The sequence below is a fragment of the Pseudorhodoferax soli genome (genome assembly GCF_003337555.1).
GTDB lineage: Bacteria > Pseudomonadota > Gammaproteobacteria > Burkholderiales > Burkholderiaceae_C > Pseudorhodoferax > Pseudorhodoferax soli.
Window position 1 is genome coordinate 692,616 of record NZ_QPJK01000002.1, and the last position, 26,776, is coordinate 719,391.

At 70.3% G+C, this 26,776-nt stretch carries 28 protein-coding genes and 1 other RNA gene; 15 read left to right on the forward strand and 14 right to left on the reverse strand.

Annotated elements, in window-relative coordinates:
* The first annotated feature begins 3 nt into the window (after positions 1-3).
* Positions 4-339, forward strand: a complete 336-nt coding sequence (locus tag DES41_RS09940; protein WP_114467459.1) for a HEPN domain-containing protein — start codon at positions 4-6, stop codon at positions 337-339.
* A gap of 1 nt (position 340) precedes the next feature.
* Here DES41_RS09940 and DES41_RS09945 read toward each other — a convergent pair whose 3' ends face one another.
* The 3 genes from DES41_RS09945 to DES41_RS09955 are packed head-to-tail and all read right to left on the reverse strand — an operon-like array spanning position 341 to position 4,909.
* A complete protein-coding gene (locus DES41_RS09945) occupies positions 341-2,821 on the reverse strand; it encodes a branched-chain amino acid ABC transporter ATP-binding protein/permease (protein ID WP_114467460.1) in 2,481 nt (826 codons plus the stop codon).
* Positions 2,818-3,696: a branched-chain amino acid ABC transporter permease gene (locus tag DES41_RS09950; protein WP_114467461.1), complete on the reverse strand. Its 879-nt coding sequence runs from the start codon at positions 3,694-3,696 to the stop codon at positions 2,818-2,820. Before DES41_RS09950 ends, DES41_RS09945 begins: the two co-directional genes overlap by 4 nt.
* A 37-nt stretch (positions 3,697-3,733) precedes the next feature.
* Positions 3,734-4,909, reverse strand: coding sequence for an ABC transporter substrate-binding protein (locus DES41_RS09955; protein WP_114467462.1), 1,176 nt, complete (start codon positions 4,907-4,909; stop codon positions 3,734-3,736).
* A 187-nt stretch (positions 4,910-5,096) separates the two neighbouring features.
* Here DES41_RS09955 and DES41_RS09960 point away from each other — a divergent pair, with 187 nt between their 5' ends.
* The 6 genes from DES41_RS09960 (at position 5,097) to DES41_RS09985 (ending at position 8,869) form a co-directional block, all read left to right on the forward strand.
* Entirely contained in the window at positions 5,097-6,050 is a 954-nt protein-coding gene (locus tag DES41_RS09960) for a polysaccharide deacetylase family protein (protein ID WP_245965644.1), read from the forward strand.
* Positions 6,037-6,759 carry a GntR family transcriptional regulator gene (locus DES41_RS09965; protein ID WP_114467463.1) on the forward strand — a complete coding sequence of 241 codons (723 nt, stop codon included), beginning with the start codon at positions 6,037-6,039 and terminating at the stop codon, positions 6,757-6,759. The genes DES41_RS09960 and DES41_RS09965 overlap by 14 nt, the downstream gene beginning before the upstream one ends.
* 7 nt (positions 6,760-6,766) lie before the next feature.
* Positions 6,767-7,402: a flavin reductase family protein gene (locus DES41_RS09970; protein WP_114467464.1), complete on the forward strand. Its 636-nt coding sequence runs from the start codon at positions 6,767-6,769 to the stop codon at positions 7,400-7,402.
* Positions 7,403-7,468: 66 nt separating this feature from the next.
* Positions 7,469-7,714, forward strand: coding sequence for an AbrB/MazE/SpoVT family DNA-binding domain-containing protein (locus tag DES41_RS09975; RefSeq protein WP_114467465.1), 246 nt, complete (start codon positions 7,469-7,471; stop codon positions 7,712-7,714).
* Positions 7,715-7,752: 38 nt separating this feature from the next.
* The gene (locus tag DES41_RS09980; RefSeq protein ID WP_114467466.1) at positions 7,753-8,145 is read left to right on the forward strand and encodes a type II toxin-antitoxin system VapC family toxin; all 393 of its coding nucleotides are present in this window, start codon (positions 7,753-7,755) and stop codon (positions 8,143-8,145) included.
* 13 nt (positions 8,146-8,158) lie between these two features.
* Positions 8,159-8,869 carry an RNA pseudouridine synthase gene (locus DES41_RS09985; protein ID WP_114467467.1) on the forward strand — a complete coding sequence of 237 codons (711 nt, stop codon included), beginning with the start codon at positions 8,159-8,161 and terminating at the stop codon, positions 8,867-8,869.
* A gap of 36 nt (positions 8,870-8,905) precedes the next feature.
* Here DES41_RS09985 and rnpB read toward each other — a convergent pair.
* The 3 genes from rnpB to DES41_RS10000 form a co-directional block, all read right to left on the reverse strand.
* Positions 8,906-9,244: RNase P RNA component class A (rnpB, locus tag DES41_RS09990), an RNA gene on the reverse strand.
* A 49-nt stretch (positions 9,245-9,293) separates the two neighbouring features.
* Complete coding sequence (locus tag DES41_RS09995) at positions 9,294-9,563, reverse strand: hypothetical protein (RefSeq protein ID WP_211332940.1); 270 nt, start codon at positions 9,561-9,563, stop codon at positions 9,294-9,296.
* Positions 9,563-9,784 carry an addiction module protein gene (locus DES41_RS10000; RefSeq protein WP_114467822.1) on the reverse strand — a complete coding sequence of 74 codons (222 nt, stop codon included), beginning with the start codon at positions 9,782-9,784 and terminating at the stop codon, positions 9,563-9,565. Before DES41_RS10000 ends, DES41_RS09995 begins: the two co-directional genes overlap by 1 nt.
* A gap of 70 nt (positions 9,785-9,854) precedes the next feature.
* Here DES41_RS10000 and cysK point away from each other — a divergent pair, with 70 nt between their 5' ends.
* The 5 genes from cysK to DES41_RS10025 all read left to right on the forward strand — a co-directional run bounded on the left by cysK (position 9,855) and on the right by DES41_RS10025 (position 15,170).
* Entirely contained in the window at positions 9,855-10,772 is a 918-nt protein-coding gene (gene cysK / locus DES41_RS10005; RefSeq protein WP_114467468.1) for a cysteine synthase A, read from the forward strand.
* Complete coding sequence (locus DES41_RS10010) at positions 10,769-11,788, forward strand: J domain-containing protein (protein WP_114467469.1); 1,020 nt, start codon at positions 10,769-10,771, stop codon at positions 11,786-11,788. The genes cysK and DES41_RS10010 overlap by 4 nt, the downstream gene beginning before the upstream one ends.
* 72 nt (positions 11,789-11,860) lie before the next feature.
* Positions 11,861-13,531: an NAD(P)/FAD-dependent oxidoreductase gene (locus DES41_RS10015; protein ID WP_114467470.1), complete on the forward strand. Its 1,671-nt coding sequence runs from the start codon at positions 11,861-11,863 to the stop codon at positions 13,529-13,531.
* Positions 13,528-14,556: an MBL fold metallo-hydrolase gene (locus DES41_RS10020; protein ID WP_114467471.1), complete on the forward strand. Its 1,029-nt coding sequence runs from the start codon at positions 13,528-13,530 to the stop codon at positions 14,554-14,556. Before DES41_RS10015 ends, DES41_RS10020 begins: the two co-directional genes overlap by 4 nt.
* A complete protein-coding gene (locus DES41_RS10025; RefSeq protein WP_211332941.1) occupies positions 14,553-15,170 on the forward strand; it encodes a flavin reductase family protein in 618 nt (205 codons plus the stop codon). Before DES41_RS10020 ends, DES41_RS10025 begins: the two co-directional genes overlap by 4 nt.
* Positions 15,171-15,234: 64 nt before the next feature.
* Here the strand turns inward: DES41_RS10025 and DES41_RS10030 are convergent, their stop codons facing one another.
* The 5 genes from DES41_RS10030 to pyrC form a co-directional block, all read right to left on the reverse strand.
* Positions 15,235-15,546 carry a DUF4148 domain-containing protein gene (locus tag DES41_RS10030; RefSeq protein ID WP_114467472.1) on the reverse strand — a complete coding sequence of 104 codons (312 nt, stop codon included), beginning with the start codon at positions 15,544-15,546 and terminating at the stop codon, positions 15,235-15,237.
* Positions 15,547-15,775: 229 nt separating this feature from the next.
* Positions 15,776-16,648 carry a protease HtpX gene (gene htpX / locus DES41_RS10035; RefSeq protein ID WP_114467473.1) on the reverse strand — a complete coding sequence of 291 codons (873 nt, stop codon included), beginning with the start codon at positions 16,646-16,648 and terminating at the stop codon, positions 15,776-15,778.
* Between the two features lie 66 nt (positions 16,649-16,714).
* Entirely contained in the window at positions 16,715-17,482 is a 768-nt protein-coding gene (locus tag DES41_RS10040; protein WP_245965645.1) for a DUF3025 domain-containing protein, read from the reverse strand.
* On the reverse strand, positions 17,479-18,411 hold the full coding sequence (locus tag DES41_RS39540) for an NYN domain-containing protein (RefSeq protein ID WP_114467474.1): 933 nt from the start codon (positions 18,409-18,411) through the stop codon (positions 17,479-17,481). Before DES41_RS39540 ends, DES41_RS10040 begins: the two co-directional genes overlap by 4 nt.
* Positions 18,408-19,451: a dihydroorotase gene (gene pyrC, locus DES41_RS10050; RefSeq protein ID WP_114467825.1), complete on the reverse strand. Its 1,044-nt coding sequence runs from the start codon at positions 19,449-19,451 to the stop codon at positions 18,408-18,410. Before pyrC ends, DES41_RS39540 begins: the two co-directional genes overlap by 4 nt.
* 135 nt (positions 19,452-19,586) lie before the next feature.
* Here pyrC and DES41_RS10055 point away from each other — a divergent pair, with 135 nt between their 5' ends.
* Positions 19,587-20,405 (forward strand): IclR family transcriptional regulator, encoded by an 819-nt coding sequence (locus DES41_RS10055; protein WP_114467475.1) that lies wholly within the window; start codon positions 19,587-19,589, stop codon positions 20,403-20,405.
* A 26-nt stretch (positions 20,406-20,431) separates the two neighbouring features.
* On the opposite strand, the gene DES41_RS10060 is transcribed toward DES41_RS10055, so the two are convergent.
* Both DES41_RS10060 and DES41_RS10065 read right to left on the reverse strand, forming a co-directional pair.
* A complete protein-coding gene (locus DES41_RS10060) occupies positions 20,432-21,961 on the reverse strand; it encodes an amidase (RefSeq protein ID WP_114467476.1) in 1,530 nt (509 codons plus the stop codon).
* Between the two features lie 5 nt (positions 21,962-21,966).
* Positions 21,967-22,986 carry a Bug family tripartite tricarboxylate transporter substrate binding protein gene (locus DES41_RS10065; protein WP_114467477.1) on the reverse strand — a complete coding sequence of 340 codons (1,020 nt, stop codon included), beginning with the start codon at positions 22,984-22,986 and terminating at the stop codon, positions 21,967-21,969.
* Positions 22,987-23,092: 106 nt separating this feature from the next.
* Here DES41_RS10065 and DES41_RS10070 point away from each other — a divergent pair, with 106 nt between their 5' ends.
* Both DES41_RS10070 and DES41_RS10075 read left to right on the forward strand, forming a co-directional pair.
* Positions 23,093-24,043 (forward strand): LysR family transcriptional regulator, encoded by a 951-nt coding sequence (locus tag DES41_RS10070; protein WP_114467478.1) that lies wholly within the window; start codon positions 23,093-23,095, stop codon positions 24,041-24,043.
* Between the two features lie 163 nt (positions 24,044-24,206).
* The gene (locus tag DES41_RS10075) at positions 24,207-25,448 is read left to right on the forward strand and encodes an NAD(P)/FAD-dependent oxidoreductase (protein ID WP_114467479.1); all 1,242 of its coding nucleotides are present in this window, start codon (positions 24,207-24,209) and stop codon (positions 25,446-25,448) included.
* On the opposite strand, the gene DES41_RS10080 is transcribed toward DES41_RS10075, so the two are convergent.
* Positions 25,445-26,725, reverse strand: a complete 1,281-nt coding sequence (locus DES41_RS10080) for a Zn-dependent hydrolase (protein WP_114467480.1) — start codon at positions 26,723-26,725, stop codon at positions 25,445-25,447. The two genes, DES41_RS10075 and DES41_RS10080, sit on opposite strands and share 4 nt — an antisense overlap.
* Positions 26,726-26,776: the final 51 nt, after the last annotated feature.

Here is a 26,776-nt window from a genome sequence, read left to right on the forward strand (position 1 = left end):
GACCTGGCGGCCTGTGAAGCCCTCGTCCAAGCGCCGGGGATTGGCGATGCCATCGTGGGCTTTCACGGGCAGCAGGCGACCGAGAAAGCGCTGAAGGCCGTCCTGAGCCGGCATGGCGTGGAGTTCCGCCGCACGCACGATCTGGCACTGCTACTCGACCTGCTGCAAGACCGGCAACTGCCACCACCGCCCGGAGCGGACTGGCTCGATGAGCTCAATCCCTACGCCGTAGAGGCACGCTACGGCGTCTCGGGCATTGCCGGACTCGACCGGCCCAAGGTGCTCGCGGCGCTGCGCGCGCTGCTGCAGTGGGCACGCGCGCAACTCCAAAGCGCCTGACTCACTCCCCCAGATACGCCCGCATCAGCGCCCCATCGGCCAGCAGCTCGGCCGCACTGCCCTGGGCCACGATGCGGCCTGACTCCAGCACATAGGCGTGGTCGGCCAGCGACAGCGCCAGGCCGGCCATCTGGTCCACCAGCAGCAGCGTCATGCGCTCGTCGCGCAGGCGCGAGAGCGCGGCGAACAGGTCCTCGATCACCTTGGGCGCCAGGCCCAGCGAGGGCTCGTCGAGCAGCAGCACCTGCGGCTGCGCCATCAGGCCGCGCGCGATGGCCAGCATCTGCTGCTCGCCGCCCGACAGCAGCCCGGCCCGCTGGTGAAGCCGTTCGCGCAACCGCGGGAAGCGCTCCAGCATGTCCTCCACCCGCGCCTCACGGCCCTCGGGCTTCAGGAACGCCCCCAGGCGCAGGTTGTCCAGCACGCTGAGTTCGGGGAACACCTGGCGGCCCTCGGGCACCAGCACCAGGCCGAGCGCGGCGATCTGCTCGGCGCCCAGGCCGGCCAGTTCGCGGCCGTTCAGGTGGATGCCACCCGCCACCGGCCGGTGCAGGCCGGCCAGCGAACGCATCAGCGTGGACTTGCCGGCGCCGTTGGCGCCCAGCAGCGCCGCCATCTGGCCGGCGCGCACGCTGAGCGCCACGCCGTGCAGCACCGGCTCGGCGCCGTAGCCGGTCTGCAGCGCGCCGATGCCCAGCACCTCGTCGCTCGCCGGCGGGGCGGGCCGCGCCGCCACGGCGCCGTGCAGGCCGGCTTCGCCCAGGTAGGCGCGGCGCACGGCCGGGTCGGCGCGCACCGTGGCGGGCGTGCCGTCGGCCAGGCGCTGGCCGGCGTCGAGCACGACGATGCGGTCCGACAGGTCCATCACGAGGGCCATGTCGTGCTCCACGATCACCACGCCGATGCCGCTGTCGGCGATGGCGCGCAGCAGCGTGGTCAGCCGCGTCTTGTCCTCGCGCGAGAGGCCCGCGGCCGGCTCGTCGAGCAGCAGCACCTGCGGGTCGGTGGCCAGCGCGCGGGCGATCTCCACCAGCCGCTTGTCCACGTGGGCGAGGTCGGCGGCCGGCGCACCGGGGGCGCCGGCGTAGCCGCACTGCGCCAGCAGCGCCCGCGCCCGCTCGCGCAGCGCAGGCGCATGGAAGCGCCGCGCCGCCAGCGGCGACCCCAGGCGGCCGCGGCACAGGCCGAGCGCCACGTTGTCTTCCACGCTCAGGCTGCCGAACAACTGCGAGGTCTGGTAGCTGCGCGCGATGCCGGCCCGCGCCAACTGGTGCGCCGCGCGGCCCTGCAGGTCCTTGCCGTGCAGGCTGAAGCCGCCCGCGCTGGGTTGGTAGAAGCCGCTCAGCATGTTCAGCACCGTGGTCTTGCCGGCGCCGTTGGGGCCGATCAGGCTGGTCACGCCACCGCCCACGGTCTCGAAACCGAGGTCGTGCACGGCACGCACGCCACCGAACTGCCGGCCCAGGCCCTGCACGCGCAGCACGCCGCGCGCGGGCCCGCGCGGCAGCGGCCGCCCGGACACCGGCGCAGCGGCCGTGGCCGGCTTGCGGCGCCAGCCCGCCAACAACCCAGCCACGCCCAGCGGCGCCGCCCACAGCACCACCAGCAGCAGCGCACCGAAGAACAGCAAGCGGTAGTCCTCCATGCCGGCCAGGAACTCCGGCAGCAGCCCCACGACGAGCGCGCCGATCAGCGGCCCGGTCACGGCGCCCGCACCGCCGACCATGACCACCAGCACGAACAGGATGGACTGCAGCATGCCGAAGGTCTGCGGCGTGACGAAGCCCGACAGCGGCGCGAACAGCCCGCCCGCCAGTCCCGCCAGCGCGGCCGACAGCGCGAAGGCCACGGCCTTCACCCGCACCGGCGCGATGCCGATGGACTCGCCGGCCACCTCGCTGTCGCGCACTGCGCGCAACGCCGCGCCCCAGGCGCTCTTGTCGAGCCAGGCGTAGAGCAGCACCAGCACCGCGCAGGCCAGCACCGCCAGCGCGGCCACGCCGCGCTCCCCTGGAGGGAAACCGAACACCGCCGGCGCGGCGATGCCCATGATGCCGTTCTGCCCGCCGGTCACGTCGCGCCACTCCACCGCGCCATGCTCGACGATGAAGCCGAATGCAATGGTCACCATGGCCAGGTACGGCCCCTTCACGCGCAGCGCCGGCACCGCCAGCAGCAGGCCGACGGCACCCGAGAGTGCGATGCCGATGGGCCAGGCCAGCCAGAACGACAGGCCCACCTTGCTGGTCAACACCGCGACCGCATAGGCGCCGATGGCATAGAAGCCGACGTGGCCGAACGACACCTGCCCGGCCAGGCCCAGCAGCACGTTCATGCCGATGCCCACGATGGCCAGCAGCGCCACATTGGCCAGCACGTAGACGTAGTAGCCGTTGAGCGTGGCGGCCAGCGCCAGCGCACCGCCCAACAACAGCACCCACGCGGCCCAGCCCGCGGGCGAGACGACCGAGAAAGACTTCATACCTTCTTCACCTCGGCGCGGCCGAACAATCCATCGGGCCGCAGCGCCAGCGCCACGATCACCAGCGAAAACATCATGATCTGCGTGTAGCCCGAGCCCAGCGTGGCCGTGACCAGCGCCTCGCCGGCGCCGAACACCAGGCCGGCCAGCATCACGCCCCAGGCGCTGCCGATGCCGCCCAGGATGGCGACCGCGAAGGCCTTGAGCCCGAACAGCGTGCCCATGTCGGCATGCACGTTGAACAGCGGCGCCACCAGCGCGCCGGCCACGCCCGCCAGCAGCGTCGACAGCGCGAACGCCAGCAGCACCACATGCTTGACCGGGATGCCCATCAGCCGCGCGGCATCGCGGTTCTGCTGCACGGCCAGCACGGCGATGCCCCAGCGCGTGTGCCGCGCCACCCAGTGCAGGGCGGCGGCCAGCGCCAGGCCCACCACGGGAATCAGCAACTGCAGCGGGTACACGCCCAGCGCCGCATCGCCCAGCGTGATCGGCGTCTGCGCCCAGGGCGACGGCAAGCTGCGCGGCTCCTTGCCGAAGCCATGCATGACCAAGTTGTCCAGCACGATGCCCAGCGCCACGGTGGACATCAGCCACGCGTTGGAGCCGCGCCGCGCGAACGGCCGCACAGCCACCACCTCGACCACCATGCCGTAGAGCGCGCAAACGGCCAGCGCGGCCGCCAATGCCAGCGGCATGGGCCAGCCCATGGACTGCGAGAACACCCAGGTCAGCACCGCGCCCAGCATCATCGAAGAGCCCTGCGCGAAGTTGACCGTGCCCGACACCGCGTAGGTGATATGAAAGCCCAGCGCGATCAGGCCGTACATGGCCCCCAGCCCTAGGCCGCTGACCAGGGCAGACATCAGCAGCATCGCAAGCCCTCCGGGCAGCGCCCCGTCACTGTGCCGTTCACTGTGCGACGGGAAGGATGCGGTTGTCGATGAACTGCGCCCAGACGTAGTCGTTCTCGCTCACCGCGTCGTGCACCTCGGCCGTGAACGGCTGGTTGTAGGTCTTGATCAGGCCCTCGTAGCGCTCGATCTTGTAGAAGCCCTGGCGCACGGCGTCGCCCTGCGTGCTGCCGGCCTTGGCGATGGCCAGCGCGCTGAGCTGCACCGCGTCGTAGGCATTGGCCACGCCCACGGCCGGTGTCACATCGTCCGGGCCCTTGATGTCCGGGTACTTGGCCTTCAGGGCCGCCATGACCTTCTCGCCCACCGGCGTCTGCTTGCCGAAGAAGCTGTAGGTCTGCACGAAGTGCACGCCCTTGGCGTTGGGACCGGCCAGCTCGGTGAAGCGGCCACCCGCAGGGCCCCAGTGCGAGACCACCGGCACCTTCCAGCCCATTCGGTCGAGCGACTTGACGACCTGGGCCGAGGGGCCCACGTTGCCGACCAGGAACAGCGTGTCGGCGCCGGCGGCCTTGAGCTTGGCCAGTTGCGGCACCACGTCGACCGCGTTGCCGTCGAACTTCTCGATGCCCGCGGCCTTCATGCCTTTGGCGGCCAGCGCGGCCGTCAGCCCCTTCTCGTTGGACTCGCCCCAGGGGTTGTCGACCAGGATCATGGCCGGCTTGGCCGACTGGAAAGTCTTCTGCGCGTACTGCAGCATGGCCTTGTTGACGATCTCGTCCACCGCCGACACGCGGAACGCGAAGTTGGGGCTGGCGCCGTTCTTGGTGATGGGCGTGCCCGCGGCCCAGGGGCCCATGAACGGCACCTTCTCCTGGTTGGCGATCGGCACGATGGCCATGGAGACCGGCGTGTCGAGTCCGCCGAACAGCACGGCCACCTTTTCCTTGTAGATCAGTTCGCGCGCGGCCACCACGCCCTTGGCCGGGTTGCCCTCGTCGTCGCGGCGCACCAGTTCGAGCTTGCGGCCATTCAGCAGGCCGCCCTTGGCGTTGATCTCGTCGATGGCCACAGACATGCCACGCGTGATGGCCTCGCCGGCGCGCGCCGACTGGCCGGACAGCGCCGTCACGAGGCCGATCTTGATGGTTTCCTGGGCAAAGGCCTGGGGGCTGGACAGGGCGGCCAGCGTGGTCGCGGCCAGCGAAATCAGGGAGCGGCGAAGCAAGGGCATGGGTTTCTCCGTCAGATGAACAAGGACGGACGCCTTTTGCAAGCTCCATGCCACTCCAGCCGTCTTTGGCATCAAAGCTGGAAAAACATTGACACCAAAGCGCAAACCACTTTGTCGACAATTTGATGCCAGGATAGGCACCATAATTGCTCGGCCTTGCCAGGCGCACAACAGCGCGCCACGCACCATGCCCTTGCACCAAACCCGTTCATCCCCGCACCCAGACAGTGCAAGCCCGCTCGCCGAACGCGCGCTGCCGCACCACGGCCTGTTCGACTACCGACCCATCCACCAGCGCAGCGACTACCACTGGCCCGGCGGCCAGCGCCTGGCGGTCTACATCGGTTTCAACCTGGAGCATTTCGCGTTCGGGGACGGCCTGGGCGCCTGCCTGGGTCCGGTCGCGCCGCACCCCGACGTGCTGAACTACGCCTGGCGCGAGTACGGCAACCGCGTGGGCGCCTGGCGCTGCCTGGAGCTGTTCGACCGGCTGGGCCTGGCCGCCGGCACCATCCTCAACACCGCGCTGTACGACCACTGCCCCGAACTCGTGGCGGCCTGCGTCGCGCGCGGCGACGAGCTCATCGCCCACGGCCACACCAACGCCGAGCGGCAGGCCACCATGGACCCGGCCGCCGAAGGCCGGCTGCTGGCCGACTGCCGCGCCCGCATCGCGCGCGAGAGCGGCGTGCTGCCGCAGGGCTGGCTGTCGCCCTGGATCTCGGAGAGCCCGGCCACGCCGCACCTGCTGGCCGCCACGGGCTACGGCTACACGCTGAACTGGTGCCACGACGACCAGCCCGTGCGCATGGCCACGCAGGACGGGCCGCTGTGGTCCGTGCCCTACCCGCAGGAGCTCAACGACATTCCCATGATCATGGCGCGCCAGATGGACGCCAAGGACTTCGCGCAGATGGTCATCGACAACTTCGACGAGATGCTGGAGCAGTCGCGCGCGCAGCCCCTCGTGATGGGCATCGCGCTGCACCCCTACATCGTCGGCCAGCCCTACCGGCTCCGCCACCTGCGCCGCGCCCTGGAGCACATCGCGCGGGCCCGCGACGCAGGCGGCATCTGGTGGACCACACCCGGCGCCATCGCGGCCCACATGCAGGAGAACCATCCCCATGGCCACGCGTAGCCGCGCCGCCACGCCGGCGACACCGGCTCCCGTCACCGGCCTCAACGAGGCCGAGAGCGGCATCTACCACGCGGTGTTCGAGAGCGTGATGAGCCAGCGCCTCGCGCCTGGCACCAAGCTGCCCGAGCAAGGCTTGTCGGACCTGTTCGGCGTGCACCGCGCCGTGGTGCGCAAGGTGCTGCAGCGCCTCGCGCACGACCGCATCGTCGACCTGCGGCCCAACCGCGGCGCCGTGGTGGCCGAGCCCACGGTGCAGGAGACGCGCCAGATCTTCGAGGCCAGGCGCCTGCTGGAGGCGGCCATCCTGCCCCTGGCCGCCACGCGCATCACCAAGGCCGAACTGGCCGCCCTGCGCCGCCAGTTGCGCGAGGAGCACGCCACGCTGCACCAGCAGAACCAGCCGGCCTGGGCGCGGCTGGCCAGTGCTTTCCACATGCGGCTGGCCGAGATCTCCGGCAACGAAGTGCTGCAGCGCTACCTGCACGAACTGATCTCGCGTTGCTCGCTGATCGTGGCGCTGTACGAGCCGCCCGGCAACGCGGCCTGCGAACACGACGAGCATGCGCGCATCGTGGATCACCTCGAGAAGGGCGAGGTCGCCAAGGCGATCAAGCTCATGGACGAGCACCTGCTCGACCTGGAGCAGCGGCTGCACCTGGACCGCCCGCAGTCCGAAAAATCACTGGGCCAGATGCTGGGCCTGGGCTAGGAACACCATGGACATCGACTTCTCCGCCATCACCGAATACCAGCGCTACAAGCTCATGGCCAGCCTGATCGTGCCGCGGCCGATCGCGCTGATCACCACCCTGAACGCCGACGGCGTCGTCAACGCCGCGCCGTTCAGCATGTTCAACATGCTGGGCGAGGAGCCGCCCATCGTGATGGTCAGCATCAACCGGCTGCAGGACGGCGAACTCAAGCACACGGCGCAGAACATCGTGGCGAACAAGGAGTTCGTGGTGCACATCTCGGACGAAGCCATGGCGCAGCAGATGCACCGCTGCGGCGAGCGCTTCGCGGCCGATGTGAGCGAGCTGGCAGCCGTCGGGTTGACGACCGCGCCGTGCAAGGTGGTCCAACCGCCGCGCATCGTCGAGGCACCGGTGGCCTTCGAATGCACGCTGCACGAATTGCTGGAAACCACCAGCCGGCAGATCTTCATCGGCCAGGTGCGCTGGCTGCATGCGCGCGAGGGGCTGATCGACACCGAGACCTGGCGCGTTAGGCTCCAGGACTACTTTCCGGTGGCGCGCTTCGGTGCCAGCTTCTACGTGAACACGCGGGAGCGGTTTTCGCTGGAGGGCAGCGCCAGCGCGCCGGCCACGACGACCGCGATCGACGAAATGTGAGGCCATGGCAGTTCTTGCCACCTAGGGCGATAATTGGCAAATTCCACCCGGAGGAAAGAATTTGCCATGAATAACGTCTCAAGCCTCTCCAATGGCAGAGCCGTCATTCCTGCCGCATTGCGCGCCGAACTCGACCTGCGCGATGGCGACCAGATCATCTGGTCGGTACGCGACGGTGAATTGATCGCCTCCACACGGCGCGCGCAACTGCGCCGCGCCCAGCAGCGGTTCCAGCAGACGGTCGCCAAGTCCGCACCCTCGCTGTCTCAGGAACTGATCGCCGATCGCCGCCGCGCAGCGCAAGCGGAATGAGCGCCGCCCAAGTTTCGGAAAGTGCGAGCCGGGCCGGCATGTTGCTGGACGCCTCTGCCGTTCTCGCCTTCCTGCAGGAAGAGCCAGGTCACGAAGCCGTGCAACAGGCCCTGCACGCGCAGGCTTGCCTGGTGTCGGCCGCCAACCAAGCCGAAGTCGTCGCCAAGCTGCTCGACCGCGGGATCGCACCCGAAGACGTCCAGGCCATCCTGGCCGACCTCGGCTATGCCGTGGTCGATGTCACAGCCGAGGACGGTCTGCAGGCGGGGTTCCTGCGCGCAGCGACACGCCACCACGGGCTCAGCCTGGGTGACCGCCTGTGCCTGTCCACAGCCGCCCGCCTGGGCACGCCCGTCCTCACGGCAGACCGGCAATGGCTGACGCTCGGCTTGCCGCTGGACATCCGTGGCCTGCGCCCCGACACACACTGAATCGATCCCATCCATGAACACCCATGTCCCCGAGGACACCGGCGCCGAACGACTGGCCAAGCGCGTGGCCGCCCAGGGCGGCTGGTCGCGCCGCGACGCCGAGCTGCTGATCGACAACGGCGTGGTGCGCGTCGACGGCACGGTCGCGCTGACCCCGCAGATGCGTGTGCTGCCCACGCAGCGCGTGGAGGTCGAGAAGAACGCCAGGCCGGAACCGGTGCCGCCCGTCACGCTGGTGCTGCACAAGCCCGCCGGCGTGGACATCGACCCGGCCGCGCCGCTGGCCGGCGCACGCCGCAGCGACACCGACCGCTCGGGCCTGCGGCCATTGCCACGCCATCTGCTGGACCAGCACTACGTGGCCCGACTCGGCACGCGCGACAGTGGCCTGGTGGTGTTCACGCAGGTGCACGGCATCGAGCGCAAGCTGGTCGAGGATGCCGGCATCCTGGAGCACGAGCTGCAGGTCGAGGTGCAGGGCGAGGTTCTGCCCGAGGCACTGCAGGGCATGCGCCCGGCGCGCGTGAGCATCGGCTCGCAGCGCGAAGGCCGCACGGTGCTGCGCTTTGCCATCAAGGGCCCGCAGCCGGGCCAGGTGAGTGCGATGTGCGAACGCGCAGGGCTCAAGGTCCTGGGCGTGCGCCGCATCCGCCTGGGCCGCGTGCCGCTGGCCGGCATGGCGCCGGGCGAGTGGCGCTACCTGCTGCCAGAAGAGCGCTTCTGAACCGTCGCCCCGTGGGGGCGCGGTCGCATTTGAAAAGTGTGAAGCCCGCCGATACGCCGGATTCTGTGCACCGGGGTCGCCCCCGGTGTGACCGCCATTCCTCTGGGCCGTCTGTCGCCAGACGGCTCGGTGCTACCTACCCGCCAGCTCCGCGGAGCCACATCAACGCTGGCCTATTTGGTATTGCTGCGCGTAGAGATTGCCCGTTTCACCCCCAGTGGTCTGCCTTGCGGCACTCCCCCGGGACTCGTCTCTGTTGCTCTGATCCTCACCTCACGGTGGAGAGCCGTTAGCTCCTACGCTGCCCTGTGCAGTCCGGACGTTCCTCCAGTGCGGCCTTTCGGCGATTGCACCAGCGGCGGCCTGGCGGGCTTCACGGCGGGCATTATCGCCTCGGTTCAACCCTGGTCGCGGCGTGCCAGATCTACCGGGTTGCGGCGGTGATGGAAGCAGGCCACGACGACCAGTTCCGAAGGTGCTGCGTGATAGACGATGGAATAGGGAACCGGCGCAGCACCACATGCCGCAAGTCTGCATCGATTGCCGGAAATGCCAGCGGCATCCGTGATGCCTTGCCGATGGCGGCGTCAACGGCACGGACGAATTCGAAGCCCAGGCCAACCGCCCGCGCCTCGTACCATGCCTGCGCCTCGGAAATCTCGCGCCGGGCTTCCGGCCGAAGAACGACGCGCATCACACGGATCGCTGCAGCAACTCCGCTCGCGCCGACTCCCACACCAAGCTGCTCGACGGATCCGCCCGGTGCGCGTCCAGCCGTCGGCGCAATTCATCGCGATGCGCATCGGTCAGATCCAGCGCCGGTGTGTCCTGGGCGATGCTGTCCCAGATGTCTTCCACAAGCTCGATGCGCTCGGCCAGCGGAAGATCCCGGTAGGTTTGCGCCGTGGTGGTCATGCCAAAAGCATACTCCAGCCCTCTCGCCACTGGGCCAGAATCCCCTTTTTTCAACGCCTCGGGAGACGCCATGAAAGCCGCCAACGTCCTGCACACCATCGGCAACACGCCGCACATCCGCATCAACCGCCTGTTCGGCGACCAGGCCCAGGTCTGGGTCAAGTCAGAGCGCAGCAACCCGGGCGGCTCGATCAAGGACCGCATCGCGCTCGCCATGGTCGAAGACGCCGAGAAGTCCGGCCAGCTGAAGGCAGGCGGCACCATCGTCGAACCCACCTCGGGCAACACCGGCGTGGGCCTGGCCATGGTGGCGGCGGTGAAGGGCTACAAGCTCGTGCTGGTGATGCCCGACTCCATGTCGGTCGAGCGGCGCCGGCTGATGCTGGCCTACGGCGCGAGCTTCGAACTGACCCCGCGCGAGAAGGGCATGAAGGGCTCGATCGCCCGCGCGCAGGAGATCGTCGCCAGCACGCCCGGCGCCTGGATGCCGCAGCAGTTCGAGAACCGGGCCAACGTGGAAGTGCATGAGCGCACCACGGCGCAGGAGATCCTGGCCGACTTCCCCGACGGGCTGGACGTGCTGATCACCGGCGTGGGCACGGGTGGCCACCTGTCGGGCGGCGCGCGCGTGCTCAAGGCCCAATGGCCGCAACTCAAGGTGTTCGCGGTCGAGCCCGTGGCCTCGCCCGTGATTTCGGGCGGCGCGCCAGCGCCGCACCCGATCCAGGGCATCGGCGCGGGCTTCATCCCCAAGAACCTGGACACCAGCTTGCTGGACGGCGTGATCCAGGTCGACGCCGAGCCCGCGCGCGAGATGGCACGCCGCTGCGCACGCGAAGAGGGGCTGCTGGTGGGCATCTCGTCCGGCGCCACGCTAGCCGCCATCGCGCAGAAGCTGCCCGAGCTGCCGGCCGGCAGCCGCGTGCTGGGCTTCAACTACGACACCGGCGAGCGCTACCTGTCGATCGAAGGCTTCCTGCCCGCGTGAGCGAAGTCGCCCTCACGGCCGACCGCGGCCAGCCGCCCCAACTGGCCGAGTTCCACCGGCTGACCGACGCCATCGGCGCGCAGCGCGCCGTGCTGCAGCGCTGGCAGCAGGCCAGCCAGGACTTCCAGCAGCAGCAGGCCCAGGCGCTCGCGCCGCTGCTGGCCAGCCAGCGCGCGATCGACCTTGAGCTGCTGCGCTTCCTGGACCAGGCCGCTCATGCCGGAGACCTGGGCCGCAACGACCTGCGCATCCTGCATGCACTGGTGCGCGATCTGGCGGCCAGCCTGCTGCGCCAGGGCGAGGAGCCCGAACTGCGCGCGATCTTCGCGCGCCACCAGGACAGCGCCGACGCCGACGAACCCGGGCCTGCGGACACCCCCGAAGCAGCGGCACAGGCTTCCGCCCCCGCGCCATCGGACGACGACTGGATGGCCCAGTGGGAGCGCATGGAAGCCGCGCAGTCGGATGCTGCCCGGCAGCGTGCACGCCAGCGCAGCCAGCACAAGGCCGCCAGCCGGCGTCGGCGCATGGCGGCGCCGGCCCCCGACGACGCCAGCCAGACCATCCGCACCGTGTACCGCAAGCTGGCCAGTGCGCTGCACCCGGACCGTGAGCCCGACACACAGGAGCGCCTGCGCAAGACCGCGCTGATGCAGCGTGTGAACGTGGCCTACACCGCGCGCAATCTGCTGGAACTGCTGCAGCTGCAGCTGGAGATCGAGCAGATCGACATGCGCAGCATCGCCGCGATGGGCGAGGTGGCCCTGGCTCGCCACAACCGCGTGCTGGCCGAGCAACTGGACGAGTTGCGTCAGGAAACCGCCGACACCGAGCGCGGCTTTCGCACCCTGCTGGGTTTGGGCCACGGCGCCGAGCCCACGCCGGTACGCATCACTCGCGCGATCCGCGAGCAGAGCCGCGCTTTGCAACAGAACATCGCCTACTACCGCTGCGAGCTGGACGAGTTGCAGGACCCGCGCTTCTTCAGGCAGTGGCTGCGCGAGCAGCGGGCCTAGCGGGGCGGGCGAAGGCGCCCGTATCATCGACCGCTTCCCCTGCTCCGCCCGATCACCACGGGCCGCGCCACCATGATCCGAGTCTCTGAAATCAAGCTGCCGCTGGACCACGCCGCGGAAGCCCTGCCCGCCGCCATCGCCGCCAAGCTCGGCCTGCCGCCCGGCGCCATCGCCAGCCACACCGTCTACAAGCGCAGCGTCGATGCGCGCAAATCCGAGTTGCTGCGCGTCTACATCGTCGATGCCGCGCTGGCCGAAGGCCAGGACGAAGCTGCCGTGCTGGCCCGCTTGGCCGCCGATCCGCATGTGTCGGCCGCGCCCGACATGGCATGGCACCCGCCGGTGCGGCTGGCGCAGCCGCCCCTGCTGCGCCCTGTGGTCGTGGGCTTCGGCCCTTGCGGCATCTTCGTGGCACTGGCGCTGGCACAGATGGGCCTGGCGCCCATCGTGCTGGAGCGCGGCAAGGCCGTGCGTGAGCGCACGCAGGACACCTGGGACCTGTGGCGCCGGCGCGAGCTGCACCCGGAATCCAACGTGCAGTTCGGCGAGGGCGGTGCCGGCACCTTCTCCGACGGCAAGCTCTACAGCCAGATCAAGGACCCGCGCTTCCTGGGCCGCAAGGTGCTCGAGGAGTTCGTCAAGGCCGGCGCACCCGAAGAGATCCTCTGGGAAGCGCACCCCCACATCGGCACCTTCCGGCTCGTGAAGATGGTGGAGAACATGCGCGCCGACATCATCGCCCTGGGCGGCGAGATCCGTTTCCAGCACAAGGTCGTGGACCTCGCGGTGCAGGACGGCGCTCTGCGCGGCCTGGTGGTGCTGAACCAGGCCAGCGGCGCCACCTACGAGCAGCGCGCCGACCATGTGGTCATGGCGCTGGGGCACAGCGCGCGCGACACCTTCGAGATGCTGCATGCGCGCGGCGCGCCGATGGAGGCGAAGCCCTTCTCCATCGGTTTCCGCGCCGAGCATCCGCAGAGCCTGGTGGACCGCGCGCGCTGGGGCAAGCACGCCGGCCACCCCGACCTCGGCGCGGCCGAGTACCGCCTCGTCCACCATGCGAGCAACGGCCGCTCCGTCTACAGCTTTTGCATGTGCCCGGGTGGCACCGTGGTCGCGGCCACCAGCGAACCGGGCCGCGTGGTCACCAATGGCATGAGCCAGTACTCGCGTGCGGAGCGCAACGCGAACTCGGGCATCGTCGTCGGCATCACGCCGGCGGATTTCCCGACCGAGTACCAGCATCTGGACGTCCCGGCATCGGCGCAGGGCAAGCCGCACCCGCTCGCTGGCGTCGAGCTGCAACGCCGGCTGGAGTCGGCCGCCTTCGTGCTGGGCGGCAGCGACTACAGCGCGCCGGGCCAGCTGATGGGCGATTTCCTGGCCGGCCGAGCTTCCACCCAGTTCGGCGAGGTCCAGTCCAGCTACCAACCCGGCGTGCACCTGACCGACCTGTCCGGCGTGCTGCCCGACTACGCCATCTTCGCCATGCGCGAGGCCTTCCCGGCCTTCGCGCGCAAGATCCCCGGCTACGACCTGCCAGACGCCGTGCTGACCGGCGTGGAGACGCGCACCTCCGCGCCGGTCCGCATCGAGCGCGACCCTGCCACGCTGCAGTGCGTGGGCCTGGCGGGCCTGTACCCGGCCGGCGAAGGCGCGGGCTACGCGGGCGGCATCCTGTCGGCCGGCGTGGACGGGCTCAAGGTGGCCGAGGCCGTGGCCCGCGCGCTGGCCCCCGCATGAACGGGGGCGCGCCGCGCAGTCCCGACGGCCGGTTCCGCAACACCGAGGCCTTCGAGCCACGCGGCCTGGCCGATGTGCTGCGCTGGCAATGGCAGGCACGGCGCGAGCAGCAGGCGGCGGCGCAGCCAACGCCCACGCAGGCGGCGGACCTGGATTTCCTCGCGCGCAACCGCGGCGGCGCGCTCGCGCCGGCCGCGACCTGGCTGGGCCACGCCACGGTGCTCGCGCAGTTCGGCGGCGTGAACCTGTTGACCGACCCGCATTGCAGCCACCGCGCCTCGCCGTTCACGTTCAGCGGCCCGCAGCGCGCGCAGCCGCCGGCCATTGCGCCCGAGCGCATGCCGCCGATCGACCTCGTGCTGGTCTCGCACAACCACTACGACCACCTGGATGTCACCACCGTGCAGGCGCTCGCGCGCCAGGCCGGCGGTCCGCCGCTGTTCGTCGTGCCGCTGGGCCTCAAGCGCTGGTTCGCGCGCCGCGGCATCGCCGAGGTGGTGGAGCTGGACTGGTGGCAGACCGAACGCCTGCGCGGCGTGGAGGTCACGCTGACACCGGTGCGCCACTGGTCCTCGCGCACGCTGGGCGACCGCATGGCATCGCTGTGGGGGGGCTTCGCCGTGCTGGCGCCGGACATGCACCTGTACTTCGGCGGCGACACAGGCTACTCGCCCAGCAATTTCATCGACACGCGCGCGCACTTCGCCGAACGCCAAAGCGCGGCGAACGGCGGCGGCTTCGACCTCGCCCTGCTGCCGATCGGCGCCTACGAGCCGCGCTGGTTCATGGCGCCGCAGCATGTGAACCCCGAAGAATCCGTGCGCATCCACGGGGAACTGGGTGCGAAGCGCTCGCTCGGCATCCACTGGGGTACCTTCAAGCTGACCAACGAGCCGCTGGACGAACCGCCACGCAAGCTGGCCGAGATGCTGCAGGCCGCGGGCCTGACGGAGCAGGACTTCAGCGTGACGGCCATCGGCGAAACCCTGCGGCTGCCGCCGCGCACCTCCAAGGCCCTTCCATGATCCACGACGACCTGCATTCCTACGAACCGCGCGGGGGCCACGGCCTGCCGCACGACCCATTCAACGCCATCGTCGGCCCGCGGCCCATCGGCTGGGTGTCCACGCGCAGCCGGGCGGGCCAGGTGAACCTGGCACCCTACAGTTTCTTCAACGCCTTCAACTACGTGCCGCCCATCGTGGGCTTCGCCAGCATCGGTCGCAAGGATTCGCTGGCCCACATCGAGGAGACCGGCGAGTTCGTCTGGAACCTGGCCACGCGGCCGCTGGCCGAGCAGATGAACGCCAGTTGCGCCGCCGTGCCGCGCGATGTCAACGAGTTCGAACTGGCCGGCTTGACGCCCGTGGCCTCGCAACGCGTGGCGCCTCCGCGCGTGGGCGAGAGCCCGGTGGCGTTCGAGTGCAAGCTGTCGCAGCTGATCCAGCTGCAGGCTGCCGACGGCCAGGCCGTGGACACCTGGCTGGTGCTGGGCGAGGTGGTGCAGATCCACATCGCGCGTTCGCTGCTCGTCAACGGCATCTATGACACGGCCGCCGGCCAGCCCATCCTGCGCGGCGGCGGCCCGGCCGACTACTTCGCACTGGGCGAGAAGTTCCTGATGCGCAGGCCGCGCTGAGCCTCAGCCTCGAAAACGCAAAGAGCCGCCCGAGGGCGGCTCTTTGCGTTGGGAGATGCGAAGCTCAGACTTCGCCGCCCACTTGTTGGCCGTGGCGCACGGCGTAGACGGCTTCGGCACGCACGGCGTCGCGGGTCAGGTTGCTCTTGGCAGAGGCCACGGCACCGGTGTCGGCGCCTTCGCCCACTTCCGGCAGCGTGCCGTTGCGCTCGGCTTGCAGGTAGTCGGCGCGCACAGCTTCGCGGGTCAGGGTGCTCTTGGCGGAGCTCACTTGCGGCACGTAGCCGACTTCACCGCTGATGTTGTCGCCAGCGAAACTGGGGGCTGCGGCGAAAGCGGCTGCGGAGATCAGGGCGGAGGCGATGAACTTGTTCATGATGGATTCCTTTCGGTGGATGGATGCGACTTCTCATTCGGCGCGGCCAGACCCCATGTCTGCCGCGTCTCGATGAGTCGTCTTGCGTGCGTCTCATCGATGGGTCAATTGTGGAAGTCGCGGCCCGAAAGAAAAACCGGGCGTTGAGCAATGGATCGTTTCTGCCAGAGAAACAAACGCCCACGAAAAAGCCGCCCGAAGGCGGCTCCCTTGCCAGCGCGCAGCGCGCTTACTGGGCGTTCTGCAGCGCGGCGATGCGCTGTTCGATCGGCGGGTGGGTCGAGAACAGCTGGCCGATGCCACCGGCGATGCCAAAGGCCGCCACGCTCTTGGGGAGCTCGCCCGTGTGCAGGCCGCCCAGGCGGGCCAGCGCGTTGATCATCGGCTGCTTGCGGCCCATGAGCTGCGCGGCACCGGCGTCGGCACGGAACTCGCGCTGGCGCGAGAACCAGGCCACGATGATGGCGGCGGCGAAGCCGAGCACGATGTCCAGCACGATGGTCGTCACCCAGTAGCCGATGCCAGGGCCCGAGTTCTCGCTGTCGCCCTTGCGCAGGAAGCTGTCCACCGCGTAGCCGATCACACGCGACAGGAACACCACGAAGGTGTTCATCACGCCCTGGATCAGCGTCATGGTGACCATGTCGCCGTTGGCGATGTGCGCGACCTCGTGGCCGATGACGGCCTCGACCTCGTCACGCGTCATGCTCTGCAGCAGGCCCGTGGACACCGCGACCAGCGCCGAGTTCTTGAACGCACCGGTGGCGAAGGCGTTCGGGTCGCCCGGGAAGATGCCGACTTCGGGCATGCCGATGCCGGCCTTGTCGGCGAAGCGGCGCACGGTCTCGACGATCCAGCGCTCATCGGCCGAACCGGTGCCGTCGATCACCTGCACGCCCGAACTCCACTTGGCCACGGGCTTGCTGATCAAGAGCGAGATGATCGCGCCACCGAAGCCCATGATCAGTGCGAAGCCGAGCAGCGCGCCCAGGTTCAGGCCGTTGGCTGTGAGGTAGCGGTTGACGCCGAGCAGGCTGGCGACGACGCCCAGCACCACCACGACGGCGAGGTTGGTGAGGACAAACAAGACGATGCGTTTCATGGGTTCTCCGGGGGGCCCTCTGTTCATGTGGCTACGTTTGCGCACATGGGGGCAGTGTGCACAAGCTCAAGCCGCGGCCTGCAATGTCCTTTGTTGTGGTGTGTCTGGACGGCCGGCGCGGCGAAAAACAAACGGATCATCATAGAAGGATTCGTGTGCGTTCCCTGCGCACCAGCCCGGCACGCCAAGCACCGGCAGCGGCGCGAACGGTTTTTTCGTCCACGCGTCCGCATCGACGGCAGCGGCCAGCCAGTCGTCGATGCTCGCTATCGAATCGAGAGCTTGAGGCGCTTCAACCACATGGGCGGTGAGCGGCTTGCGGGGGTGCTGTAGCTGCTCCAGCAGGCCATGTCCGAAGACCAGCAGACGGGCGCCTTGCCACTGCCCGCGGCGCCTGACGAAGAGGCCATGCCAGTCGCGCGCGAGCAGCGCATCCCACATGCCGCGTGGGGCCAACAGCAACGCCCCGTTCTCGTCGAACAGCGTCATCGCGTCCCGCAGCGGGCCGCGCTGCCGGCCGGGGCCCCGCCGCGCGATCTCTGCCGCGTGCAAGGCGTTGAACCGCCACTTGCTCCGCGGAAAGTGCAGCCAGGACAGGCCGTTGAACAGGTCGTGCAGGTTCTCGCGCGTCGGACACGTGCGCTGCGCGTGCAGCTGGGCCTCGTACCCGCCGCCCCGCGGCAGCGCTTGCTGCGGCACGAAGCGCGGCTGCTCTACGCCGGCCACCGTGTTGAGCGCCGCGTACAGCGGCCGGCCGCCGCGCATGGCCTGCGCCAGCGCGCGGCCCTGGCCAGCATAGGGATGCAGCCAGGGCCTGGACCAGTCGGGGCTCACGCCGTGCCGGGTGCCCAGCGCAGCTTGCGTGGCTGCGCCTGTGGCGTCAGCTCCACGCCGGGCACATGCTTCTTGAGGAACTTGGACATCACGGCCTGGCGGCCCAGCAGCTTGGATTCGCGCAGCCGCTTGGCGACCTCGCCGAAGTCGACCTCCTGGCCTTCGGCCACGCCCGGGAGTTCGCGCAGCAAAGACTGCACGCGCTCGCTGAGCTCCGCCTCCCTGGCGGCAGCGGCGGCAGCGCGCGCAGAGACCGGTGCGGGTGCGGGTGTGGGTGCAGGTGCCGGTACTGGTTCGGGCGGCGGCGCGACCGGCGCCGGTGCAGGCGCCGGTGCAGAGGCAGCCTCGACCACGGCCTTGGCCGCGGTCTTGCGCGCCGGCGTCTTGCGGGCGGCCGTCTTGCGGGCCGGCGCCGATGCCGGAGCCGGCGCGGGCTGGGGCGCAGGCGCCGTGACCGGTGCGGCAACGGCCACCACGCTGGCCGCGGCGCTGCGCCGTGCACCGAGCAACACCACCTCGTCGTAGAAGCCGTGCACCTCGGGCGACATCTTGTTGGCCTGCGAGAAGCACACGGTGCGCACGCCGCGCTCGCGCAGGCGCAGCACCAGCGGTGCGAAATCGGCGTCGCCCGTGCCGATCGCCAGCACACCTGGTGCGTACCGGGCGCACAGGTCCATGGCGTCCACGGCCAGCGCCATGTCGGTGGTGTTCTTGGCCAACGGCAGGTTGACGCACAGGTGGAACGCGAACTCGCGCAGCACGCCGGCCAGGCCCTTCAGGTTCTCGGCACTGCCATAGGCGCGGCGGATCGCCACCGGCCCGGCCAACTGGGTCAGGTGCCGCAGCGCCTGGGCCACCATCTCGGGCGCCGAGAGGTTGTCGGCGTCGATCAAGAGGACGACCGGCCCGGTCGGTACCAGCGCGCTCATGCCACGACCTTCCACGGCAGCACCTCACCGGCCCGCAGCGGCTTCAGGTTGGCCTCGCCGTAGACATAGCTGTCGGGCACGGTCCATTTCTCGCGCTTCAGGGTCACGGTGCCCTGGTTGCGCGGCAGGCCGTAGAAGTCGGCGCCATGGAAGCTGGCGAAGCCTTCCAGCTTGTCGAGCGCGCCGGCCTGGTCGAAGGCTTCCGCGTACATCTCCAGCGCGGCATGGCCGGTGTAGCAGCCGGCGCAGCCCATGGCGTGCTCCTTGAGCTGCGAGGCGTGCGGCGCACTGTCGGTGCCGAGGAAGAACTTGTTGCTGCCGCTGGTGGCGGCTTCGACCAGCGCCACGCGGTGCGTCTCGCGCTTGAGCACGGGCAGGCAGTAGTAGTGCGGCCGGATGCCACCCGTGAAGATGGCGTTGCGGTTGTAGAGCAGGTGGTGGGCCGTGATGGTGGCGGCCGTGTGCGCACCGGCGCCGGCCACGTACTGGGCGGCCTCGCGCGTCGTGATGTGCTCCATGACGATCTTGAGTTCGGGAAAGTCGCGGCGCAGCGGGATCAGCTGCTGCTCGATGAAGGCGGCCTCGCGGTCGAACAGGTCCACCGTCTGGTCGGTCACCTCGCCGTGCACGAGCAGGCGCATGCCTTCGCGCTGCATGGCCTCGAGCACCGGGTAGACCGTGCGCAGGCCGGTCACGCCGGAATCGCTGTTGGTGGTGGCGCCGGCCGGGTACAGCTTGGCGGCCACGACGCCGGCCGCGCGCGCGCGGCGGATCTCCTCGGGCGCGATCTGGTCCGTGAGGTACAGCGTCATGAGCGGCTCGAAGGCCACGCCCGCGGGCACGGCCGCGAGGATGCGGTCGCGGTAGGCCAGCGCCTGCGCGGTCGTGGTGACGGGCGGGCGCAGGTTGGGCATCACGATGGCACGCGCGAACTGCGCAGCGCTGTGCGGCACCAGCGTACGCAGCACCTCGCCATCGCGCAGATGCAGGTGCCAGTCGTCGGGGCGGGTCAGCGTCAGGGTGTCGGTGGAGGCTTGCATGGGGCCGGATTCTCCCATCGCGGACCGCAGGGCATGTGCTGCATCCATAGAATCGATCACCGATAGCCACAACAACTCCGCCGCATCCACCATGTCGGAACACCGACGCCGAGTGGTGGTCCGGCACCATATCCGATGGCAACACGCAAGCAAGCGCCCTCTTCTCCCACCGAACAGGAGGGCGACAAGCCTGCCGACCCTCTGTTCAACCAGTCGCTGGAGAAAGGCCTCGCGGTGCTGCGTGCGTTCGATGCCTCGCACCGCACGCTGACGCTCGGGGAACTGGCCGAACTGACCGGCATGACCAAGGGCTCGGCCCAGCGCACCGTGCACACCTTGCAGGTACTGGGCTACGTGGGCAAGCACCCGCGCACGCGGCGCTTCCAGCTGTTGCCGCGCGCCATGGAGATCGGCGCCAACTACCTCGTGGGCCACCCGCTGGTGCAGGTGTCGCACCCCTACCTGGCGCAGCTGACCCATGCCAGCGGCGAGACCGCCAACGTGACGGAGCCCGTGGGGCAGGACATGCTGTACCTGGCGCAGCTGACCACCTCCAAGCACATCCCCGTCTTCACGCCCGTGGGCATGCGCATCCCGATGTACTGCAGCAGCTGCGGCCGGGCCTACCTGAGCACGCTGCCGGACGAGCAGGTGCGCCAGATCCTCGAGGCCTCGCAGCGGGCCGCACGCACGCAGTACACGCTGACCGACGTCGATGCCATCGTCGAGCAGGTGCGCCAGTGCCGCCAGGTCGGCTACGCCACCAACTGCGAGGAGCTGTTCCTGGGCGACATGGGCCTGGCCGCGCCGCTGGTGGACCGCCAGGGCCAGCCGGTCGGCGCGCTGCACCTGTCGCCGCCGACCAGCCGCTGGACCATGGAGGACGCGCGCAAGAAGCTGGCACCCATGCTGATCGAGTCGGCGCGGGCGATCTCCAGCACGATCGCGTTCTGAGGCGTTCGGGGCCGTTCTGACGGCCTTCAGACCACCGAGGCTGCCCCTGCCGCGCTGGGCCGGTGCGCGAAGCGGTCGTCCGGTGCTGCCGTGACGATGGAGTCCAGCGCCGGCTCGGCCGGGCGCAGCCGTGCGATGTCCGGCCGCGGGCGGCGCAGCGCAGGGCGGCTCGCGAACGCGCCCTCCATCGCCTGCGCGGCCGACAGCAGCCGCAGATCGCCGCGGAAGGCGCCCACCACCTGCAGGCCGAACGGCATGCCCAGCTCATCCACGCCGCAGGGCAACGTGATGGACGGGTGCGTGGTCAGCGTGGTGACGTAGGTCAGGGCCAGCCAGCGGTAGTAGTTCTCTTGTGGCCGGCCGTCGATCTCGGCCGCGTAGAGCTGCGTCCACGCAAAAGGCGAGACCGGCGTGGTCGGTGCCAGCACCAGGTCGTAGTCCTGGTAGACGCGCTGGAAGCGCTGGATGATCCGGGTCTGCTCGGTCTGCGCCCAGGCAGCGTCCAGCAGGCTCATGCGCACACCCATCTCGTAGTTGGCACGCGGGTTGGGGCCCAGGCTGGCCGGGTCGCGCTCGTAGGTCTCGCGCATGCCGGCGACGAAGGCCTCGGCGCGCAGCACGTCGAAGCAGCGGTGCACGTCGCCCAGGTCATCGAAGCGCACCTCGTCGCAGGCGGCGAACAGGCCGCGCATCTCGGCCACGCGCGCGCGCATGGCGCGGCGCACCACCGGGTCGACATCGCAGCTGCCGAAGTCCTCGGTCCAGGCCACGCGCAGGCGCGACAGGTCCAGCGGCGCGGGCTGCAGGAAGGCCAGCGGGTCCAGCGGGTAGCTCAGCGGATCGCCGGCATGCGGCCCGGCCGACGCGGCCAGCTGCAGGCAGGCGTCGCCCACGTCGCGGCCCATCGGGCCGACCACCGAGATCGGCGACCACCCCAGCGGCTTGCGCACGCTGGGCACCACGCCCGGCGAGAGCCGGAAGCCCACCACGCCGCACTTGGCCGCCGGGATGCGCAGCGAGCCACCGGTGTCCGAGCCCGTGCACACCGGCAGCAGGTCCAGCGCCAGCGCGGCGGCCGAGCCACCGGACGAGCCGCCCGCGTTGAGGTTGGTGTTGAACGGGTTGCCGGTGGCGCCCCAGACCGGGTTGCGGCTGTTGGCGCCAGCCCCCATTTCGGGCACGTTGGTCTTGCCGACGACGATGGCGCCGGCCGCGCGCAGCCGGCGCACCAGCTCGATGTCGGACGCCGGCACATGGTTGCGCAGGCTGGGCGTGCCGGCGGTGGAGAGCAGGCCCTCCGTGGGCTCCAAGTCCTTCACACCCAGCGGCAGGCCGTGCAGCAGGCCCAGCGGCTCACCGCGCAGCACGGCCTGCTCGGCGGCCCGCGCCTCGGCCCGGGCCCGCTCGAAGCAGGTGGCCGTGACGGCGTTGACAAAGGGGTTCAGCTGCTCGATGCGTGCGATGCACGCCTCCAGCAATTCCACCGGCGACAGCTGGCGCGCACCGATCAGGCGCCGCAGCTCGACGGCCGAGGTTTCGGCAATGGACTCCGGCATCGTCTTCAGTCCGACTGGATGTTGGCGCGCTGGGCCACGGCGCGCATCAGCGGCAGTTCCTGCTCGATCTGGGCGACCGACGCGACCGCGCCGGAGAACGCGGGCTCGGCCCCCTGGGCGCGCAGCGCGGCCTGCGCCGCGGGCGTGGCGACGATCTTGGCCAGCGCCTGCTCGACGCGCTGGCGCACGGGCACGGGCGTGCCCTTGGGTGCCACCAGCATGAGCCAGGTGTCCGCGTTGACCTGCGGATAGCCGGCCTCGGCGAAGGTGGGCACGCCGGGCAGCTGCGACGAGCGCTTGGCCGTCGTCACGCCGATGGCTTTGACCTTGCCGGCCTTGAGCTGCGGGATCGCCGCCGTAACGGTGTCGACCGAGAACGGCACCTGGCCGCCGATCAGGTCGGTCATGGCCGGCGCGCTGCCCTTGTAGGGCACGTGCAGCATCTTGCCGCCCACCGCCTGCAGCACGATCTCGCCCGTGAAATGCGAGGTGGTGCCGGCGCCGAACGAGGCATAGGCGTACTTGTCGGGCGCAGCCTTGATGGCGGCCACGAACTCTTTGACGGTGTTCGCCGGCACGTCCTTGTTGGCCAGCACGATCAGCGGGATGCGCGCGACGATGGCGATGGGGTCGAAGCTCTTGACGGCGTCGTAGGGCAGGTTGCTGCGGATCGCCGGGTTGGCCGTGAAGGTCGAGCCCGAACTGATCATCAGCGTGTAGCCATCGGCAGGCGCCTTGGCCACCAGGCCGGCGGCAATCGCCGTGCCCGCGCCGGGCCGGTTGTCGATGACCACCGGCTGGCCCAGCTCCTCGGCCAGGCGCTGGCCGATCAGCCGGCCGACGGTGTCGGCGCTGCCGCCGGGGGGAAAAGGCACGACCAACGTGACCGGCCGGGCCGGCCAGGCGGCCTGCGCGACGGCGGCCATGGGCAGGACGCTGGCCAGGGCCAGCGCGCCCAGCACGGATGCGCCGAGCACACGGCGCGGCAGCGGGCGGGGAGAACGGCGAGTCGGCGAAGCGGACATGGTGCGGGGCCTTTCAAGTGCGGTGCGTGCATGCTAGAAACGCCCTTTCCTTGCAGCAAGAACGAAATCCATCAAGTTTCGTTGCCGAAACGGCAACGCGCAGCCCATGCCCTCCTCGTCCAAGCCCCCACCTGCGCGGCGCAGCGTCAACCACCGCGTGCTGCAGGAGGTGGCGCTGCGCTACTTCATGGAGGTGGCCAACGCCGGCTCGGTGACCGAGGCAGCGGCGCGGCTCGAGGTGGCGCCCTCCGCCGTCAGCCGCCAGCTCGGCCGGCTCGAACGCGAACTGGACACGCTGCTGTTCGAGCGCCGCGCGCGCGGCATGGCGCTGAACTCGGCCGGCGAGTTGCTCGCCGCACACACGCGGCGCGCCTGGCTCGACATCGAGCGCGTGGGCGACGAGATCCTCGCGCTGCGCGGCGTGCGCCAGGGCGTGGTGCGGCTGGCCGCCACCGAGGGCTTCGCGTTCGACTTCCTGCCGGCGCTGGTGGCCGGCTTCCAGCAGCGCAACCCGGGCATCCGCTTCGCCATCGACATGTGCGTGCAGGCCGAGGTGGCGCGCCGTGTGCGCGAGGGGCTGACCGACATCGGCGTGACCGTGAGCCTGACCTCCGAGCGCGGCCTGTCGGTCGAGTACCGCCATCCCTCGCCCATCCTCGCCGTGGTGGCGCCCGGCCATCCACTGGCCGGCCGGCGCCAGGTGTCGCTGGCGCAGGTGGCGGCCTATCCGCTGGCACTGCCGGCCCACGGTTCGACGCTGCGCCAGCTGCTGGACATCAGCTGCAGCCGCCAGGGCCTGGCGCTGGAGCCCGTCGTCACCAGCGACCACCTGTACCCGCTGCTCCAGTACGTCGCGCACACCCGGGCGGTGACCTTCTGCGGCGAGATCGCGTTGCGCCAGCAGCTGCAGGCCGGCTCGGTGGTGGCCATCGCGCTGCGCGACCGCGAGATGAACGAGCGGCACTTCGAGGTGCAGACCATGGCCGGGCGGCACCTGCCGGATGCGGCGCGCGCCTTCATCGCCCACCTGCGCGAGACGCTGGCGCTAGACGCCTGAGCAGCCCGCGCATGCCTTGCACTTGCCGCAACGCTCGCTCGCCCGTTCGTCATTGGTACGCGGCCGGTGCGGCGACACAATCAGGACGGTTCACGCACCGAGACCCTCACGCCATGCCACCTGTTTCTCCCGTGCCTCACGCCGCTGCCCCGGGCCTGACGACATGACATCCAACGTCCTGGTCCTGGGCGCCGGCATGGTCGGCACCTGCACCGCCATCCACCTGGCCATGCGCGGCCACGCCGTGGTGCTGGCCGACCGGCGCCCGCCCGGCGAGGAAACCTCGTACGGCAACGCCGGCCTGATCCAGCAGGAGGCGGTGGAGCCCTATGCCTTCCCGCGCGAAGCGGCCAAGCTGCTGCGCGTGGCGTTCAAGCGCGGCATCGACGTCAACTACCACGCAGCGGCCATGCCGGGCCTGGCCGGCCCGCTGGCGCGCTACTGGCAGGCCTCCGGCCCGGCACGCTATCCCGCCATCGCCGAGGCCTACGCCCGCCTGATTGCGCAGGCCATTCCCGAGCACGCGCCGCTGATTGCAGCGGCCGGCGCCGACGACCTGGTGCAGCGCACCGGCTACCGCTGGCTGTTCCGCAAGAACGCCACGATGGACGAGGCGCTGGCCCGCGCCGAGCGCCTGCACGGCGCCTACGGCGTGCAACACACCGCCATGGACGCCGCGGCCTTGGCCGCGGCCGAGCCCGCGCTCAAGGCGCGGCTGGTCGGCGCCATCCACTGGCCCCAGCCCTGGGCCGTCGCCGACCCCGGCGCGCTCGTGGCGCGCTATGCCGCGCACTTCGCGCGGCTGGGCGGACGCATCGTGCAGGCGGACGCCAGCACGCTCCGCGCCAGCGGTGCCGGCTGGTCACTGCAGACCGCCGACGGGCCGCTCGACGCCGAGCACGCCGTCATCGCGCTGGGCCCCTGGGCCGACACCCTGTTGCGCCCGCTGGGCTACCGGCTGCCGCTGTTCGTCAAGCGCGGCTACCACCGCCACTACGTCGGGGGGGCCCTGCCAACCATGCCGTGGCTGGACGCGGACCGCGGCCTGGTGGTGGCGCCGATGCAGCGCGGTGTGCGTGTCACCACCGGTGCCGAGTTCGCGCCGCGCGACGCGGCTTCCACACCCCGGCAGATGGCCGGCGCCGAGGCCGCAGCGCGCGAACTGCTGGACCTGCCGCAGCCCGTGGAAGCCGCACCCTGGCGCGGCGCCCGCCCCTGCACGGGCGACATGCTGCCCGTGGTCGGTGCGGCGCCGAACCACCGCGGCCTGTGGTTCAACTTCGGCCACGCGCACCAGGGCTTCACGCTGGGGCCGGCCAGCGGCCGGCTGCTGGCCGAGTTGATCGACGGCGAGGCACCGCTGGTCGATCCGACGCCCTACGCGCCGGGCCGCTTCGGCACTTAGCCCGCCCGCTCCAGCATCGCCAGCAGCAGCACATTGGCCCCGGCCTCGATGTGCTCGGGCAGCGCATCCTCGATCTCGTTGTGGCTGATGCCGTCCTTGCAGGGCACGAAGATCATGCCGGTGGGCGCGACCTGGGCCACGTAGACGGCGTCGTGCCCGGCGCCGCTGACCACGTCCATGTGCGGCAGGCCGAGTTGCTCGGCCGCGCTGCGCACACTGGCCACGCAGGCCGCGTCGAAATGGCAGGCGTCGAACTGCACCACCTGGCGCAGTTCAACCTCCACCCGCGTTTCATCCGCAATCTGCGCGAAGCGTTTGCGCAGCGCGGCCTCCATGCGGTCCAGGCCTTCGTCGGTCAGGTTGCGCAGGTCGACCGAGAACGTCACCTTGCCCGGGATCACGTTGCGTGAGTTGGGCACCACCTGCAGAGAACCGACCGTGCCGCGACCGTGCGGTGCTTCGTCGAGCGCGATGCGGTTCACCGCCTCGACCATGCGGGCGGCGCCCAGCATGGCGTCGCGCCGCAGCGCCATCGGCGTGGGGCCGGCGTGGGCGTCCATGCCGGTCACGGTGGCGTCGAACCAGCGCTGGCCCAGCGCGCCGCTGACCACGCCGATCGGCAGGCCCGCGTCTTCCAGCACCGGGCCTTGCTCGATGTGGGCCTCGAAGTACGCGGCGTAGCCGCCGCCCGGCACCTCGCCACAGGGCTGCGCGCCCAGGTAGCCGATGCGGCGCAGCTCATCGCCGACCGACAGGCCCGCACCATCGACCTGCGCATGCACGAAATCGGGCATGAACACGCCCGCGAATGCACCGGAACCCATCATCACCGGCGTGAAGCGCGTGCCTTCCTCGTTGGTCCAGACCGCCACCTCGAGCGGCGCGCGCGTGGCGATGCCGTGGTCGTTCAGCGTGCGCATGACCTCCAGCCCGGCCAGCACGCCGAAGTTGCCATCGAACTTGCCGCCCGAGGGCTGGGTGTCGATGTGGCTGCCCGTGGCCACGGCACGCGCCTGCGGGTCGGTGCCGGCGCGCCGCGCGAACATGTTGCCGACCTCGTCCACGCGCACCTCCAGGCCGGCGGCGCGGCACCAGTCGGCGACCTGGTCGCGGCCCGCGCGGTCCTCGTCGGTCAGCGCGATGCGGCAGACGCCGCCCTTGGGCGTGGCGCCGATGCGGGCGAGGTCCATCAGCGAGCGCCACAGGCGCGCACCGTCGATGCGCAAGGTGTCGGTGCGGGCCGCGGTCGCGGCGGGGGACGAAACGGACGAATCCATGGGCAGGGCTCCTGTGTGGGGAAGAACGCTAGGGAAAGCGTGAATTGGCAA